General features: G+C 62.3%; 13 protein-coding genes. 3 read left to right on the plus strand and 10 right to left on the minus strand.

Going from position 1 to position 14,110, the window contains the following annotated elements; translation table 11 throughout:
- Positions 1–109 precede the first annotated feature (109 nt).
- Positions 110–547, plus strand: coding sequence for a GNAT family N-acetyltransferase (locus DWZ54_RS03730; protein ID WP_118474555.1), 438 nt, complete (start codon positions 110–112; stop codon positions 545–547).
- Between the two features lie 102 nt (positions 548–649).
- Positions 650–2,308, plus strand: coding sequence for an AAA family ATPase (locus DWZ54_RS03735; protein ID WP_118474556.1), 1,659 nt, complete (start codon positions 650–652; stop codon positions 2,306–2,308).
- 79 nt (positions 2,309–2,387) lie between these two features.
- Here the strand turns inward: DWZ54_RS03735 and DWZ54_RS03740 are convergent, their stop codons facing one another.
- Both DWZ54_RS03740 and ygiD read right to left on the minus strand, forming a co-directional pair.
- The gene (locus DWZ54_RS03740) at positions 2,388–3,464 is read right to left on the minus strand and encodes an NADH:flavin oxidoreductase (protein WP_118474557.1); all 1,077 of its coding nucleotides are present in this window, start codon (positions 3,462–3,464) and stop codon (positions 2,388–2,390) included.
- 46 nt (positions 3,465–3,510) lie between these two features.
- Complete coding sequence (gene ygiD / locus DWZ54_RS03745) at positions 3,511–4,299, minus strand: 4,5-DOPA dioxygenase extradiol (RefSeq protein ID WP_118474558.1); 789 nt, start codon at positions 4,297–4,299, stop codon at positions 3,511–3,513.
- 168 nt (positions 4,300–4,467) lie between these two features.
- Between ygiD and DWZ54_RS03750 the strand changes: the two genes are divergently transcribed.
- Positions 4,468–4,806 (plus strand): helix-turn-helix domain-containing protein, encoded by a 339-nt coding sequence (locus tag DWZ54_RS03750; RefSeq protein ID WP_118474559.1) that lies wholly within the window; start codon positions 4,468–4,470, stop codon positions 4,804–4,806.
- Positions 4,807–5,188: 382 nt separating this feature from the next.
- Here the strand turns inward: DWZ54_RS03750 and DWZ54_RS03755 are convergent, their stop codons facing one another.
- The 8 genes from DWZ54_RS03755 to hypF form a co-directional block, all read right to left on the minus strand.
- Positions 5,189–6,406: an MFS transporter gene (locus DWZ54_RS03755; protein WP_370245734.1), complete on the minus strand. Its 1,218-nt coding sequence runs from the start codon at positions 6,404–6,406 to the stop codon at positions 5,189–5,191.
- Between the two features lie 12 nt (positions 6,407–6,418).
- Complete coding sequence (locus tag DWZ54_RS03760; protein WP_118474561.1) at positions 6,419–6,700, minus strand: hypothetical protein; 282 nt, start codon at positions 6,698–6,700, stop codon at positions 6,419–6,421.
- Entirely contained in the window at positions 6,691–7,926 is a 1,236-nt protein-coding gene (locus DWZ54_RS03765) for a nitrogenase component 1 (RefSeq protein WP_118474562.1), read from the minus strand. Before DWZ54_RS03765 ends, DWZ54_RS03760 begins: the two co-directional genes overlap by 10 nt.
- The gene (locus tag DWZ54_RS03770) at positions 7,923–9,266 is read right to left on the minus strand and encodes a nitrogenase component 1 (RefSeq protein ID WP_233541608.1); all 1,344 of its coding nucleotides are present in this window, start codon (positions 9,264–9,266) and stop codon (positions 7,923–7,925) included. Before DWZ54_RS03770 ends, DWZ54_RS03765 begins: the two co-directional genes overlap by 4 nt.
- A gap of 39 nt (positions 9,267–9,305) precedes the next feature.
- Positions 9,306–10,319 carry a hydrogenase expression/formation protein HypE gene (hypE, locus tag DWZ54_RS03775; RefSeq protein WP_118474563.1) on the minus strand — a complete coding sequence of 338 codons (1,014 nt, stop codon included), beginning with the start codon at positions 10,317–10,319 and terminating at the stop codon, positions 9,306–9,308.
- A gap of 51 nt (positions 10,320–10,370) precedes the next feature.
- Complete coding sequence (hypD, locus tag DWZ54_RS03780) at positions 10,371–11,432, minus strand: hydrogenase formation protein HypD (RefSeq protein ID WP_118474564.1); 1,062 nt, start codon at positions 11,430–11,432, stop codon at positions 10,371–10,373.
- On the minus strand, positions 11,429–11,638 hold the full coding sequence (locus tag DWZ54_RS03785; protein WP_118474565.1) for a HypC/HybG/HupF family hydrogenase formation chaperone: 210 nt from the start codon (positions 11,636–11,638) through the stop codon (positions 11,429–11,431). The genes hypD and DWZ54_RS03785 overlap by 4 nt, the downstream gene beginning before the upstream one ends.
- 86 nt (positions 11,639–11,724) lie before the next feature.
- Positions 11,725–14,073 carry a carbamoyltransferase HypF gene (gene hypF / locus DWZ54_RS03790; protein WP_118474566.1) on the minus strand — a complete coding sequence of 783 codons (2,349 nt, stop codon included), beginning with the start codon at positions 14,071–14,073 and terminating at the stop codon, positions 11,725–11,727.
- Between the last annotated feature and the right edge of the window lie 37 nt (positions 14,074–14,110).

Consider the following 14,110-nt stretch of genomic DNA (forward strand, 5'->3'; position numbering starts at 1 on the left):
TCACCGGACAGGAGGAATCAGGTGTCTGGGAGTTGTCGCAGGTACGGCGTGCACGGCATGCCATAAGACAATTCCCGGGCACCTTTGTTTTTGTTGGGAGGAAATCATCATGATTCAGACGCGCATTCAGCAGGGGCTGCCGCAGGACGCCAGGGCGATCCGGCAGGAGGTATTCATGCAGGAACAGGGCTTTCAGCAGGAATTCGACGAGGTGGACCGGACGGCCTGGCACCTGGTCCTCTATCAGGAGGGCGAGGCTGTGGGCTGCTGCCGCTTTTTCCACACGGATGAATCGGACGCCTATACCCTGGGGCGCCTGGCCGTGCGCAGGGCCTGCCGGGGACGCCATTACGGAGAGCGGATCGTGCAGGAGGTGGAAGACTGGCTGCGCCGCCACCGTGTGAGCAGACTCGTCCTTTCTGCGCAAGTCCAGGCAAGGCCATTTTACGAGAGGCTCGGCTACCGGGCCTCGGGCGAGGAATACCTCGATGAACATTGCCCGCACATCCACATGGAAAAGGAACTTCTTGGGGCCCATCTGTCATAAATGCCACGATAAAGAGATCGGCATTTTCACGTGCTCTTTCTTTTCGTCATCGTATCTCGTATACTATAAATATAAGGATTTTTTGGAAAAGGGGGAGCCATCATGCAGGGACTGCCAATCGGTATGGATGATTTTGCCAAAGTCCGCAAGAGAAATTATTATTTTGTCGACAAGACCATGGCGATACGTGATTTTCTGGACAATCATGGAGAAGTCCTGCTGCTGACACGGCCGCGCCGCTTTGGCAAGACACTGTTCCTGTCCATGTTCTATTACTTTTTTGCTGCCGCGCATGGAAAAGAGCATCGGGAACTCTTTCGCGGCCTGGCTATCGAGGCAGCTGGCGAGCGATACATGGAAGAGCAGGGGACACGCTGCGTTCTTTTCCTGACCTTGAAGGATATCAAGCACAGGAACTGGCCGGATATGCTGGCGAAGTTCCGCTTTCTGCTCAGCGATCTCTATGACCAATACGCCTATCTGATGGAGGCTTCCATTTTTTCGCAGGCTGAGCGCCGCTATTTTCAGCGTGTCCACGACGGACTGGCGTCGCCCGTCGAGATGGAAGAAGCTCTGCGGCGCCTGATGGACATGATGAAACGCTATCATCATCAGCCCGTGGTCCTCTTGCTCGATGAGTACGATATCCCGGTACAACAGGCCTGGGAGCACGGCTTTTATGAAGACTGCATGGCATTCATGCGGAATTTCCTCAGTGCTGCCCTCAAAACGAATCCGTCTTTGGATTTTGCCGTATTGACGGGCGTATGGCGAATCGCGAAGGAAAGCATCTTCAGCGGCCTTAACAATCTTGAAGTCAGCAGCGTCATCAACGGGACGTATGCCGACTGGATCGGCTTCACGCCGGAAGAGGTGCGCGCGCTGGCTCATACACAGCAGCAGGATGCAGCGCTGCCTGTTCTCCACGACTGGTATGACGGCTACCGTTTTGGTGAGCAGGAAATCTATAATCCATGGTCGGTCCTCTGCTTCTTCAAGGAGCAGGGGCAGCCCCAGCCTTACTGGGCGCATACATCGGGAAATGCCTTGCTGAGCGAGTTGCTCAAGCAGACGGACCCCGTACAAGAAGAGAATCTGCTGCGTCTCATTCAGGGGCATACGGTAACGGCAGTCTTGACGGAATATACGATTTATCCGGAATTGGCCGATAATCCCGATGCCCTGTATACCATCCTGCTGCTGACGGGGTATCTGAAGATTGTTTCCCGCCGGCTCATCGTCGATACATGGGTCTACGTGCTGGCTATTCCCAACCGGGAAGTACGCAGTATCTACCGCAGTGAGATTTTGAGCCGCCTGAGTCCGGGGCGGACGACATCGTATCTGATGACAACCATGGAAAGCCTCATGGCGGGAAACGCTCAGGCATTTGCCCGTGGACTGCAGGAAATCCTGATGAAGGTAGCCAGTGTATACGATACGGCGAACCGGGAGGCTTTTTACCATGGCTTGCTGCTGGGGATGACGACGCTTCTTGTCCCCGAATATGAAGTCAAGTCAAACAGGGAAAGCGGCCTGGGCCGATACGACCTGGCCATCTATCCGACGCATAAGGGACAGTGTGGCGTTATCCTCGAATTCAAAGCGGCTGGTTCTCCTGCTGAACTCCTGTCAAAAGCACAGGAAGCACGTCACCAGATTGATGAAAAAGATTATGAGGCAGATTTTCGGATACGAGGCATCCATAAGGTACTGAAGTACGGCATTGCGTTTTGCGGCAAGCAGGTCGTCCTGGTGTAACGGCAGTATGGGGATTCCAGAAGAAAAAAGCGGTCCGCCGGCTCGTTTGAGTCGAGGGACCGCTTTTGACTGCTTTTGATTATTTGAAGACTTTGCAGCCGAAGCCGCTGTGGTCGGTGAAGCATTTGTTGCACGAGACGCATTTTGCTTTCCTGGTGTCGCCGCTGAGCCATCTGGCGACGAGATTGGGCTCGCAGATTAAGGGGCGGCTCATGGAGATGGCGGCCAGGCTGCCTTCGTTCAGGACGGCTTCGATGCCTTCGATGGTGCGGTAGCCGCCGACGCTGATGACGGGGATGCTGACGCTGGCGGCGATCTTCAGGGCGCCCTGCGTGAAGGTGCCGGCGGTCGGGCTTTTCGGCCGCTGGAAGGGCAGGGAGTCCATGGATTCAGCGAGGCCGGTGCTGATCTCGATGGCGTTGATACCGAGCGCTTCGAGCTGCTGGCAGACGAAGCGGCATTCGTCGCCGGTGAGGCCGGGCTGGATGAGGTCTTCGTAGTTGATCTTGATCAGCACGGGGAAGTCCTCGCCGACGTGTGCGCGGACGCTCGCATAGACTTCTTTCACGATGCGGCAGCGGTTCTCGATGCTGCCGCCGTATTCATCCTCGCGCTTGTTGAAATAGGGGCTGAGGAACTCGCTGAGCAGGTAGCCATGCGCCGCGTGGATCTCGACGGCGTCGGCGCCGCTCGCCTTGCAGACGGCGGCGGCCGTGCCGAAGTCCTCGACGACGCGCGCAATTTCTTCTTTCGTCATGGCCGTTGCGACGTTGCCGGCGGCGTCCGCATGGTCAGACGGGCAATAGGGATGCTCCCGCGTCTCGAGGACGACGACCCTCGCGCCGCACTGGCCGAGCTGCACGGCGATCTTCGCGCCGTACTGGTGGACGCTATCGGCAATCTTCCGGAACTCCGTGCCAAACGTCTTGCCGTAGATTCGGGTCATGCCGGGATAGGCGCAGGAGTTCGGACCGACGCCCATCATGCCGGTGATGATCAGGCCGACGCCGCCTTTCGCGAGGTCGGTGTAGACGTTGCCCAGCAGGTCATTCATCTCGCCGTCGTCGGCGCCGCCGGCCTCCAGGGTGGCGCTGCGCACGATGCGGTTCTTCAGCTGCAGGGTGCCGATGCGGATGGGGTCTGAGATCTTTTTCAAGGTAGATGCTCCTCTCTGTCAGTCGAGTGTGATGCGGCGGGGAAAATCAAAGCCCGAAGGCGTAGCCAGTGAGGGCCATGGAGCCGAGAGTGCGGACATTGTTGAAGATGTACGGGGACTCGCCTTCGGCGGCGCCGAGGATGTAGAGAAGCGGCAGGAAGTGGTCGGGCGTCGGGACGGCGTAGTCGGCGTCAGGGCAGCGCTGGAAGTCGATGACGGCTTCGTCCGCGCGCGCTTCGATGGCCGACTTGATGGCCTCGTCGAAGCGGTCGGCGGCAGGATTCCCGTGCTCGTTCTCCCATTCGACGAGGCGCAGGTTGTGGACGACGTTGCCGCTGCCCATGATGAGATAGCCCTTCTCGCGAAGCACGGCGAGCTTTTGGCCGAGCTCGTACGACTGGCGCGTATCCATGAGGCCGTTGACGGAGAGCTGGACGACGGGGATGTCGGCCCTGGGGAAGATGTGGACGAGGATGCTCCAGGCGCCGTGATCGATGCCCCAGCTGTCGTCGACTTCGACGCCATCGCCGAGCAGGTCTGTGACTTCTTTTGTCAGGTCAGCGCAGCCTGCGGGCTCGTAATTGAGCTCGTAGAGCTCCTTGGGGAAGCCGTACATGTCGTAGACCTGACGCGGCTTTGCGGCGCTCTGCACGAGCGTGCCGCGCGTGTACCAGTGTGCGGAGATCATCAGGATGGCCTTGGGGCGGCCAAAGCGTTTCAGGATGGTCTGGCCGAGTTCTTTATACGTTGCCGTCAAGTCGTTGTGTTCAAGTGCGATCATCGGGCTGCCGTGCCCGACGAAAATCGCCGGCATGCGCGTTTTCTGCTGTTCCATGTCAATTCCTCATTTCTTTTTGGCTTTATTTCACATCGTATCGGAATAAGAGGTATATTTTTTTTACTAGATATCTTGTTTATATTATATGTATCCTCTATAATGAGAACAAGAACGATATTTAACTTGACCCGGTATAAAATGCTTGCGTAATGGAGGTTTTTCGCTATGAAGAAGGTTGATTCGGAATTGTTCGGCGTCTGTCCGTTCGTGACGTCGCAGAAGGTCCTGCAGGGAAAGTGGGCCATTCTCGTGCTGCATGAGCTCAGCCAGGGCACGAAGCGCTTCAATGAGCTTGAGCGTGCGATCAAGATCACGCACGCTTCGCTTTCCGCGCAGCTCAAGTATCTCGAGCGCGAGGGCATTGTGAGCCGCACGGTCTACCCCGAGGTACCGCCGCGCGTCGAATATAGCCTGACGGCCATCGGCCGGCAGTTCCGCCCGGTCCTCGCAAGCATCGAGGCCTGGGGCAATTCCTACATCGAGTATCTGCACGCCAACCGCTGACAAGACCGTGCGTGCCTGACGCCCAAGGACCTCTTCCACCGCTGGCGCGGTCCCCCTTCTCCCTGCGGGCTACGACGTTGGACAGGGCTTGCCATTTGTTTCGCTTGAATGCCGCACGCCCAAGGACCTCTTCCACCGCTGACGCGGTCCCCCTTCTCCCTGCGGGGAGAAGGCTATGGGCTCGTGGTCTTCGGCAGAATATACGAGCGTACAAAGCGCAGCCTTCCCCGCGCACGGGGAAGGTGCCCCGAAGGGGCGGAAGAGGTCCATGGCCTTGCGGGCACTAATGCGACTTGACTGCAAACACCAGCGAGCGGCATAGCCCTGCGCACAGGCGCGAAGCGGAGAAGGTGATGGAAGAGGTCCATGGTCTGGCTTTATCTTAGGCGTTGCGCTTCCTGGCCGGCAGCAGGAAGGTGGCGCCGGCGCAGATGGCGGCGAGCAGTACGAGCAGGCCCATGACGGCGGTGATGCCGTAGATGTCAGCGTAGCGGCCGAGGGCGGGGGCGATGACGCCGCCGATGCTCATGGAGATGCCGAGCGTGACGCCGGAGGCAAAGCCGATGTTCTTGGCGAGGTATTCCTGGCCGATGACGACGAAGGAGGAGTACGGCGCGAGCATGGCGAAGCTCAGTGGCAGCAGCATGGCGTAGACGGCGTAGATGCTGCCGGAGAAGACGGCGATGGCGAGGAAGGGGACGAGCAGGAAGTTGCCGAGGCGCAGCGTCCTGCGGTAACCGTGGCGGTCGGCGAACCAGCCGCCGAAGAGCGTGGCGGCGACGCCGGCGATGCTGATGATGGAAAGCGTCATCGAGCCGATGGCCTCACTCGTGCCGAGTGCCTGGATGCAGAAGAGCGGCAGGAAGCTCGATATGCCCGTGAAGACCGTTGAGCGGAAGAGGATGACGACGAAGAGACGCCCAAAGGCATGCCAGTCATTGACGGCAGGCTGACCGGCGTCTTTTGACTCTGCCGCGGCCTTTTCCTGCGCCTTTTGCTGGTTGGCGGCAATGGCACGGCGCAGATGAGGGATGGCCAGCAGGAGCAGGAGGCTCATGGCGATGGCCGTGATGCCGTAGAAGGCCAGACCGTGCATGCCGAAGGTCGTGACGAGGAAGACGGCGAGCAGCGGGCCGAAACCGAAGCCGCCGTTGCCGCCGACGCTGAAGATGCTCATGCCCTTGCCGCGTGCCCCCTGTGAGACGCCGTTGACGCAGCGGGCCGCCTCCGGATGGAAGATGGAGGTCGCGATGCCCATGACGGTGACGGCGGCAAAGATCAGCCAGTAATCGGTGACAAAGCCGGTGAGCGCCAGCGAGGTCCCCGCGAAAAAGACGCCGACGGCCATGAACCACTGGCGCGAGCCTTTGTCCGCGAGCCAGCCGAACAGAGGCTGGATGATGGAACTCAGGAAGGAAGACGCGAACATGAGACCGGCAATCGCCGTGTAATCCATGCCGTAAAAGCTGACGAAGAAGGGCAGCAGGGCGGGCAGGGAGCCCGTGTTGATGTCGTTGCTCAGATGAGCAGCGGCGAGCAGATAGAGATATTTCTTGTTCAGAGGATCAGGTCCTTTCGCATGATGAGTGGATGTTTTTATTTTCGCCGGATGTTACCGGCGAAGCTTTTTCCAGCCGAGGTAGAAGTGGGCGGCGAGAAAGAAGGCCATGCCGATGAGGAAGAGGCCGGCGGCGACAGGCGTGGAGGTGCGTCCCCAGGCGGCTTCGCCGAAGGTCATCGTGCCGGCGACGTTGACCATGACGAGGAACAGGAACGCCTTTAGCCTGTAGAGACGCTGCAGGCGGCCGAGACGCTGCAGGGCCAGCGTGAAGAGCGTGAAGCCGAAGGTCTGGATGATGGCGTAGGCAAAGACATGGGCAATGGTCAGAAGCATGAGCGAACCTCCTGGAGGAAATCGTGATACATGGCGGCGTCCATCAGGTCGGGCAGCTGCCGTTCGTAGGTGCGGCCCGAGAAGCCCCGATGGGGCAGTGCGACAAAATGGCAGGTGTCCGGGACGATGGGCGCGTAGAGCGGGTCGGCGATGACGAGGCGGGCGTCCCGGAGGCGCGGCCGCAGCTCGTCTTCATCGCAGAGCAGCAGCGTGCCGGCAGCGAGGATCTCCCGGTCCGTCTCGACGGGGACGATGGCCGTGAAGGCCTGGCCAGCCGCCTGTGCAAGCGCATGAGCCAGGGACTGGGCAAAGATGGTTTCCCCGATGATGCAGCAGGGAGCAGGAGATGTCTCCTGCTTTTTTTGTATGCCCGGTTTATCCCCGCCGTGTGGCCAGAGCGCGCCGGAAAGCGGAGCCTGGCAGGTCTTGAGCGCTGCTGAGAGGACTTCGCCGGCCGCGCCAAAGGGAGCACCGCAGACGTAGGGAATGCCGGCTTTCTCATAGAGCAGGTGCGCGGCGCCGAGGCCGCCGTAACTCATGACGAGGCTGCAGTCGGCATTGCTTGCGGACGCCGCGATCTCCTCGAGGCTGCTGCCCATGGCCCAGCAAGCCTCGAGCGTGAAGCCGTTTTGTGCGAGCCATTTCGCCGCCGAGGCGGGGGCCGTCGCGGCGCCGTAATCGAGCGGCGTGAGGCCGAGCAGGTTGATCCTGCGGTTGACGGTGCCTGCTTTACGGGCAGGCTTTGGCAAAAGATTCCTGCCGGAAGGAGACGCCGCACCCTTTCCAAGTGCCCAGGCCGCCAGATGCTCGAGGGCCAGATAGATGCCGCGCTCGTAGTAATGCATGCTGTTGGTCGGCAGCGTGAACGCGGGGATGCCCGTCTTTTTTTCGAGGATGCGGCAGATGGCCCGGCAGTCGGTGCCGATGAGATGCGCAATTTGCGAGGGAATCAGGCAGATGAAGCGGGGCTGCTGCTGGCGTGCGGCCGTGACGATTTCCTCAATGAGGCGGTGGTCGTCGCCGAGCACGGCATCGCGCTCCGTCATGGCGGAGACGTAGATGAGGCTGTCGTGGTCGTACCAGCGCGGCTCGTCGTGCGTCGTATACGTGGAGTTGCAGCCCGACGGGTCGTGGATGACGATCATGCCGCCGAGCTCAAAGAGGGCCGAGCAGACGCCGAATGTATCGGCGGAGTACGTAGATAAGATATGGGCAACTTGTTTCATAGGATTGAGGGACCTCCCCAGGCCTTGGGACTGACGGCGGCACGGATGTCCTGCGGATGATGGCAGGCTTCCGCCATGAGACGCGCAAGCTCCGTGACAGCCGCGAAGCCCCAGCTGCCGCTGCCCTCGACGTAGTTGACAAAATACGGCGTACTGCAGAAATACGCGGCCTTCTGCCCGAGGGCCAGCGTGCGGCCGTCCGCTTTGCGCGGCAGGATCCGCATGTCGGGATTTTTCGTCGCGAAGAGCTCGATTGCACCCGCATGCTGCTGCAGCCAGAGGAAATCCGCTTCTTCCTCTGGCAAAAAGGCATCGCTGTAGAGCCGCGTGACATGGAACCCCTGCTCGACGAGCAGGCGCGCGAGATTCAGCGGCCGGAACGTGAAGGTGAGGTCAAGCGCGACGGGCCGCGTGCCGACGACGGCTCTGGCGGCCTGCAGGGCCTGCTCGGCCCGCTTTTGCCAGAGACGGATGTCCAGACGGGATGCTTCCCGCTGCGTTTCGGTGAAGTCCAGGCGCGACAGCAGGGCCTGCAGGGCAGTTTCGATGTCGGCGGCGCGCCAGACCTGCGGCAGGTAGAGGAAATCCTGTCCCAGTCGCTTCTTGAGTTCCCGGACGGCGGGAAGGCTGAAGGGATTCGTGTAGAGGTTGAGGCAGGAGCCGCCCATCTGGAGGAAGTCGTCGTAGGCGCTATAGCGCGTCATGTCGCGCAGCAGCCAGCCGCCCTGCTGGAGCAGCCGGGCAAAATCGCTCTGCGGGTCCGTCTTCAGATTGCTGCCGATGATGTTGGCTGTCCGCGGCGTCTTTGCCTGCGGCGGCAGCAGGCGGGAGATCGCGCGGCGCAGCCGCTCCTCCGGCGTCAGGCTCTTCGTCTGGCGGATGGGATCCATGAAGCATTCGGCAAAATCCACCTGCGGGAAGCGCTCGCGCAGGGTCTTGTAGACGTAGCGCAGGTCGCAGCCGAGGAAGTGGTGGACGCAGGCCGGGAAGAGCAGCACGGCGCGAGGAAGCTGCGGGAGGTTCTGCAGGATGTCTGTGACGCCTTGGATGAGCAGCTGCTCGTTGTCGGTCTGCACGAGGTCGCGTTCCTTGAGCTCGATGGAGGAGAACCGGTCCATGAGGCCCATCTCGGCCGCCGTCAGTACGACGCCGCGCAGGCAGCCGGAGGCACATGCGAAGATCTGGTGGCTTTCCGGGAGCGTCATGCCCGTATGGACGATGTTCCAGGTGCCGCGGCAGGCCGGCGAGTATTCAAGTTCATGGGGAAAGGGTGCGGGAAAGCTGGCATCCCGCAGCAGCAGGCAGGCGCGCGAGGGCCGGTCGTGGATTCGTTGCAGCAAAAAATCACCTCGTTCAGTCCCCTCATTCAAAGAGAGGTATCAGCAGATGCGCGGCAGGAGCTCGCCGCCGGGCTCCGGCAGAAGCGTTCTCGTGCCGAGCTCCGTCTCGACGATGACGCTGCCGGCCGGGTCATCCGTGATTTCCCCGATGATGGCGGCACTTGTTCCGTAGGGAGACTGCCGGAGCACGGCGAGAAGCTGCGGCGCGATTTTCTGCGGCGCCACGATCACGAGACGCCCTTCGCAGGCAAGATAGAGGGGCTCGAGGCCGAGCATGCCGCAGACGCCTTTGACGGCGGGATCGACGGGGATGGCGGCGGACTTGAGGCGCACGCCGACCTGGCTCTCGCGGGCAATCTCGTAGAGGACGGTGCCGACGCCGCCGCGCGTGGCATCGCGGATCGTGTGGATGGCCTTCTTGTCTTCCATGGCGTCGAAAAGCTGCTGGACCATCTTTGCGAGCGGCGCGCAGTCGCTCGTCACATCGGCTTCGATGCCGAAATCCTCGCGCGCGAGCAGAATGGCGCAGCCGTGGCGGCCGATATCGCCCGTGACGAGGACGGCATCGCCGGGACGCGCCCGGCTGCCGCTCGGGGCAGCACCCGGCAGCACTTCACCGATGCCGGTCGTCGTGATGAAGATGTGGTCGACCTGGCCGCGGCCTGCGACCTTCGTATCGCCTGCGACGATGCGCACGCCGGCTTCTTCTGCCGTCTTGGCCATGGCGGCGGCGATAGCCTTGAGGTCTTCGATGGCGAAGCCCTCCTCAATCTGGAAGGCGCAGGAGAGGTAGCGGGGTACGGCGCCCATGCAGGCGAGGTCGTTGACCGTGCCGCAGATGCTGAGCTTGCCGATGTTGCCGCCCGGGAAACGCCAGGGCGAGACGATGAAGCCGTCGGTCGTGAAGGCCGCGCGCGTGCTGCCGAGCGGCAGCACGGCGGCGTCGTCGGCCGTGAAATCCGGGTTGCGGAAATGATGCGCAAAGACCGTATCGATGAGGGCAGCCGTCTGGCGGCCGCCGGCACCGTGTGCAAGCGTGATGGTATCGGACATGGCGGGATTCCTTCTTCCTGTAAGCTGCTGAGTTGCAAAGGGTATCGTGTATTATTGCAGATTGATTGTCGCGTACTGATAGTAGGCCGAGCAGGCGCCTTCGCGCGACACCATGCAGGCGCCGACGGGGTGCGCGGGCGTGCAGAGCCTGCCGTAGAGCGGGCATTTTGTCGGCAGGCACTTGCCCTGCAGGACCTCGCCGCAGCGGCAGGCCGGGTTGGCCTGGCTGTGGAGCTCCGGGATGGCGTAACGCTTCCTCGCGTCGAAGCGGGCATAGGCCGCGCGCAGTGCCAGGCCGCTGTCCTTCATGACGCCGAGGCCGCGCCACTCCGCATCGCAGGGCTCCATATACGTCTGGACGAGCTTCCGGGCGGCCGGGCTGCCATCCGGCGTGACGACGCGCGGGTAGCAGTTGACGAAAAACGGCTGCTGCTGCCGGCTTTTCTCGACGATGACGGCAAGCGCCGTTAAGAGCTCGCTGGCCGTGAAGCCCGCAACGACGCCCGAGATGCCCCGGCTCGTGAGCGCGGCAATCCTTTTCGTGCCCGTGATCGCGCAGACATGGCCGGGATACAGATAGGCGTCGCAGCTTTTGCTCATGGAAAGATACGCGGCGTCCATGGTCTTGTTGGCCGTCAGCAGCGTGAAATTCGTGAGGTCCAGGGCCTCGGCGCGCCGGACGGCCAGGCAGGCAGCCGGCGTCGTCGTCTCGAAGCCGACGGCGAGGAAGGCGACATCTTCCGCGGGATGCTCCTGCGCATACGTCACGGCATCGAGCGGCGTGTAGACGACCTGCACGCGCCCTCCTCTGGCGCGCGCTTCGCCGAGATTTTCCCTTGTGCCCGGCACGCGCACGAGATCGCCGAATGTGCAGATGGTCACGTGCCGCTCAAGCGCGAGATAGAGGGCCTCGTCGATGAAGCGCACGGGCGTGACGCAGACGGGGCAGCCGGGCCCCGAGATCAGCGTGATATCGGGCGGCAGCAGCTGGCGCAGCCCGAGGCGGAAGATCTCATGCGTATGCGTGCCGCAGACTTCCATGATGCGCAGCTTTTTTCCCTGGTAGCCCGTGACGATGGCGCGGGCCTTGGCGATGGCTTCGTTTTTCTTCATGACAGGGACTCCAGGACCGAGGCGCTTTCTTCCTCGTCGTCGGCCGTGATCTTGGCGATGGCGAGGCCCGCGTGGACCATGACGTAATCGCCGGGGTCAACGGTGTCGAGGAGTTCGGCGGAGACTTCGCGGCGTGCGCCGGAGGCATCGACAATGGCCATGCCGTCCTTGACGCGGATGACCTTGGCTGGCAAACCTACACACATGATGATGACTTCCTTCCTAAGATAGACAATGATGATCAATCGTGACAGCCCCCGCAAAACGAGCTGCCATAGAGCAGGGGAGCTGCTCATGACGGCCTGGCCGCAGGAGCCTCCCGGGCCGCCAAATGGAAGCTGGCCGCGGCCGCCTGACCGAGGCAGATGCCGCCGTCGTTTGGCGGGATCAGGCTGTGCAGCAGCACGGTGAAGCCCTGCGCCTCAAGCCGTGCCTTCGTCAGGCGCAGCAGCAGCAGATTCTGGAAGACGCCGCCGCTCAGCGCGACGGCCGCAAGGCCCGTCTTTTCGCGGGCTTCCTCACAGCCGTGCACGATGAGCCGGGCGAGGGCGGCATGGAATTCATACGCAAGGGCGCCGGCATCCACGCCGTTCAGGCGCTCCCTGACGAGTTCATCGAAGAGCGCCTGCGTCGGCAGCAGGAAACGCCCGTCTGACGATGCGGGCATCCCGGCGCGCACATCGTCCATTTCTTCCGGGGCGGCATGCTCTTCGGCCCAGGCTTCAGCGGCGAACTGCAGGTACATGGAGGCCTCGCCCTCAAAGGTCGAGGTGCGGCGGATGCCGAGCAGCGCACTGACGGCATCGAACAGGCGGCCGGCGCTCGTCGACATCACGGTGTTGACGTGGTGTTCGAGCATGAAGGATACGGCTGCGAACTCCTGCTCCGTGGCGAGCTGCAGGCGCGCGGCAATCGTGCGGGCTTCTTCCTTCCCGTGCGTGGCGAAAAGCAGCGCGAGGGCAATGCGCCAGCCCTCGCGGCTCGCGCGGTCGCCGCCCGCCTGCGCGAAGGGCTCGATGGAGCCGAGCCGCTCGAAGGATTCGTACGAGGCCATGAGGATCTCGCCGCCCCAGACCGTGCCGTCGGTGCCGTAGCCCGTGCCGTCAAACGAAACGCCGATGACGGGGCCCTCCGCCTCGTTTTCGGCCATGCACGAGAGGATGTGCGCGTAGTGGTGCTGTACGGGCAGCAGCGGCAGGCCGAGCGCTCTGGCGGCCGTTGTTGTGTTGTAGCGCGGATGCAGGTCGCAGGCGACGAGCTGCGGCTCATTCTCGAGCAGCGATGCCATGAGGGCGACGGAGTCCTTGAGCGCGAGCACCGTGCGCAGGTCGGACATGTCGCCGATGTAGGGCGAGGGGTAGAAGAGGCCATTGCTCACGAGGCAGAACGTGTTCTTGAGCTCGCCGCCGATGCCGAGCACCTGCCCCTTGGGGGCGTTGCCCACGAGGAAGGGCAGCGGCGCAAAGCCGCGGCTGCGGCGGATCATGTAGGGCCTGCCCTCGAACCAGTCCATGACGGAATCGTCCGCACGCAGGCGGATGCGGCGGTTGTGCGAGAGGATGATGTCGCATAAGGGGGCGAGGACTTTCCTTGCTTCCTCGTCGTTATGGCAGATCGGCGCGCCCGAGGGATTGCCGCTCGTCATGACGAGTGCCGCGGGGATGACGGCATCGTCTATGGGATAGTCAAAGATGAGCATGTGCAGGGGCGTGTAGGGCAGCATGACGCCGACCTTCGGGTTCCCCGGGGCCACGCTTGGTGCAAAGACGGCATCCCGCTTGCGCCGCAGCAGCAGGATGGGCTTCTGATGACCCGTGAGCATTTCCTCCTGGCCGGGCTCGAGCCGGCAGGAAGCCCTGACGGCGGCGAGGTCCCGCATCATGATGGCGAACGGCTTGACCGGGCGGTGCTTGAGCGCGCGCAGCCGGGCGACGGCCGCTTCATTCGTGGCGTCGCAGCAGAGGTGGAAGCCGCCGATGCCCTTGATGGCCGCGATGCCGCCATTTGCGATGACGTGCCGCGTGGCCCTGATGGCCGCGTCGCGCCGTACCGTCTCATCGCCGAGCACGTAGACCTCAGGGCCGCAGTCGTTGCAGCAGACGGGCTGGGCATCGTAGCGCCGGTCGTCCGGCGTCACGTATTCCTCATGGCAGGCCGGGCACATCGGGAAATCCTTCATGCTCGTGCGCTCGCGGTCGTAGGGCATGGCCTCGAGAATGGTCAGCCGCGGCCCGCAGGCCGTGCAGTTGATGAAGGGATGCAGGTAGCGGCGGTTCCCGGGGTCAAAGAGCTCCTCGCGGCATTTGTCACACGTCGCGATGTCGGGCGAGACGAAGATATCGCCGCGCTCCTTCGCACTCTCGATGATGGCAAAATCCGAAAAATTTCTGGAAGCCGCTTCAGAAGCCGGTTCTTCTCGCACATCGATCTTGAGGATGCTCGCGCGCTCCGGCGCCTGCTCCCACAGTCCCCGGCGGAAGGCCGCGAAATCCTCCGGCGTGCCCTGGGCGTTGACCTCTACATAGGGCCCCCTGTTGCAGACGTTGCCGCGGATCCGGCAGGCTTCAGCGAGCCGGCTCACGAACGGGCGGAAGCCGACGCCCTGCACGATGCCGTAAATCTTGATATTCCAAAATGACATAACGAAAGTCCTCATTTCTTCTGGTCTTCTGGTGCAT

This window comes from Mitsuokella sp. AF33-22 (genome assembly GCF_003475755.1).
In the GTDB taxonomy this organism is placed as follows: Bacteria; Bacillota; Negativicutes; order Selenomonadales; family Selenomonadaceae; genus Mitsuokella.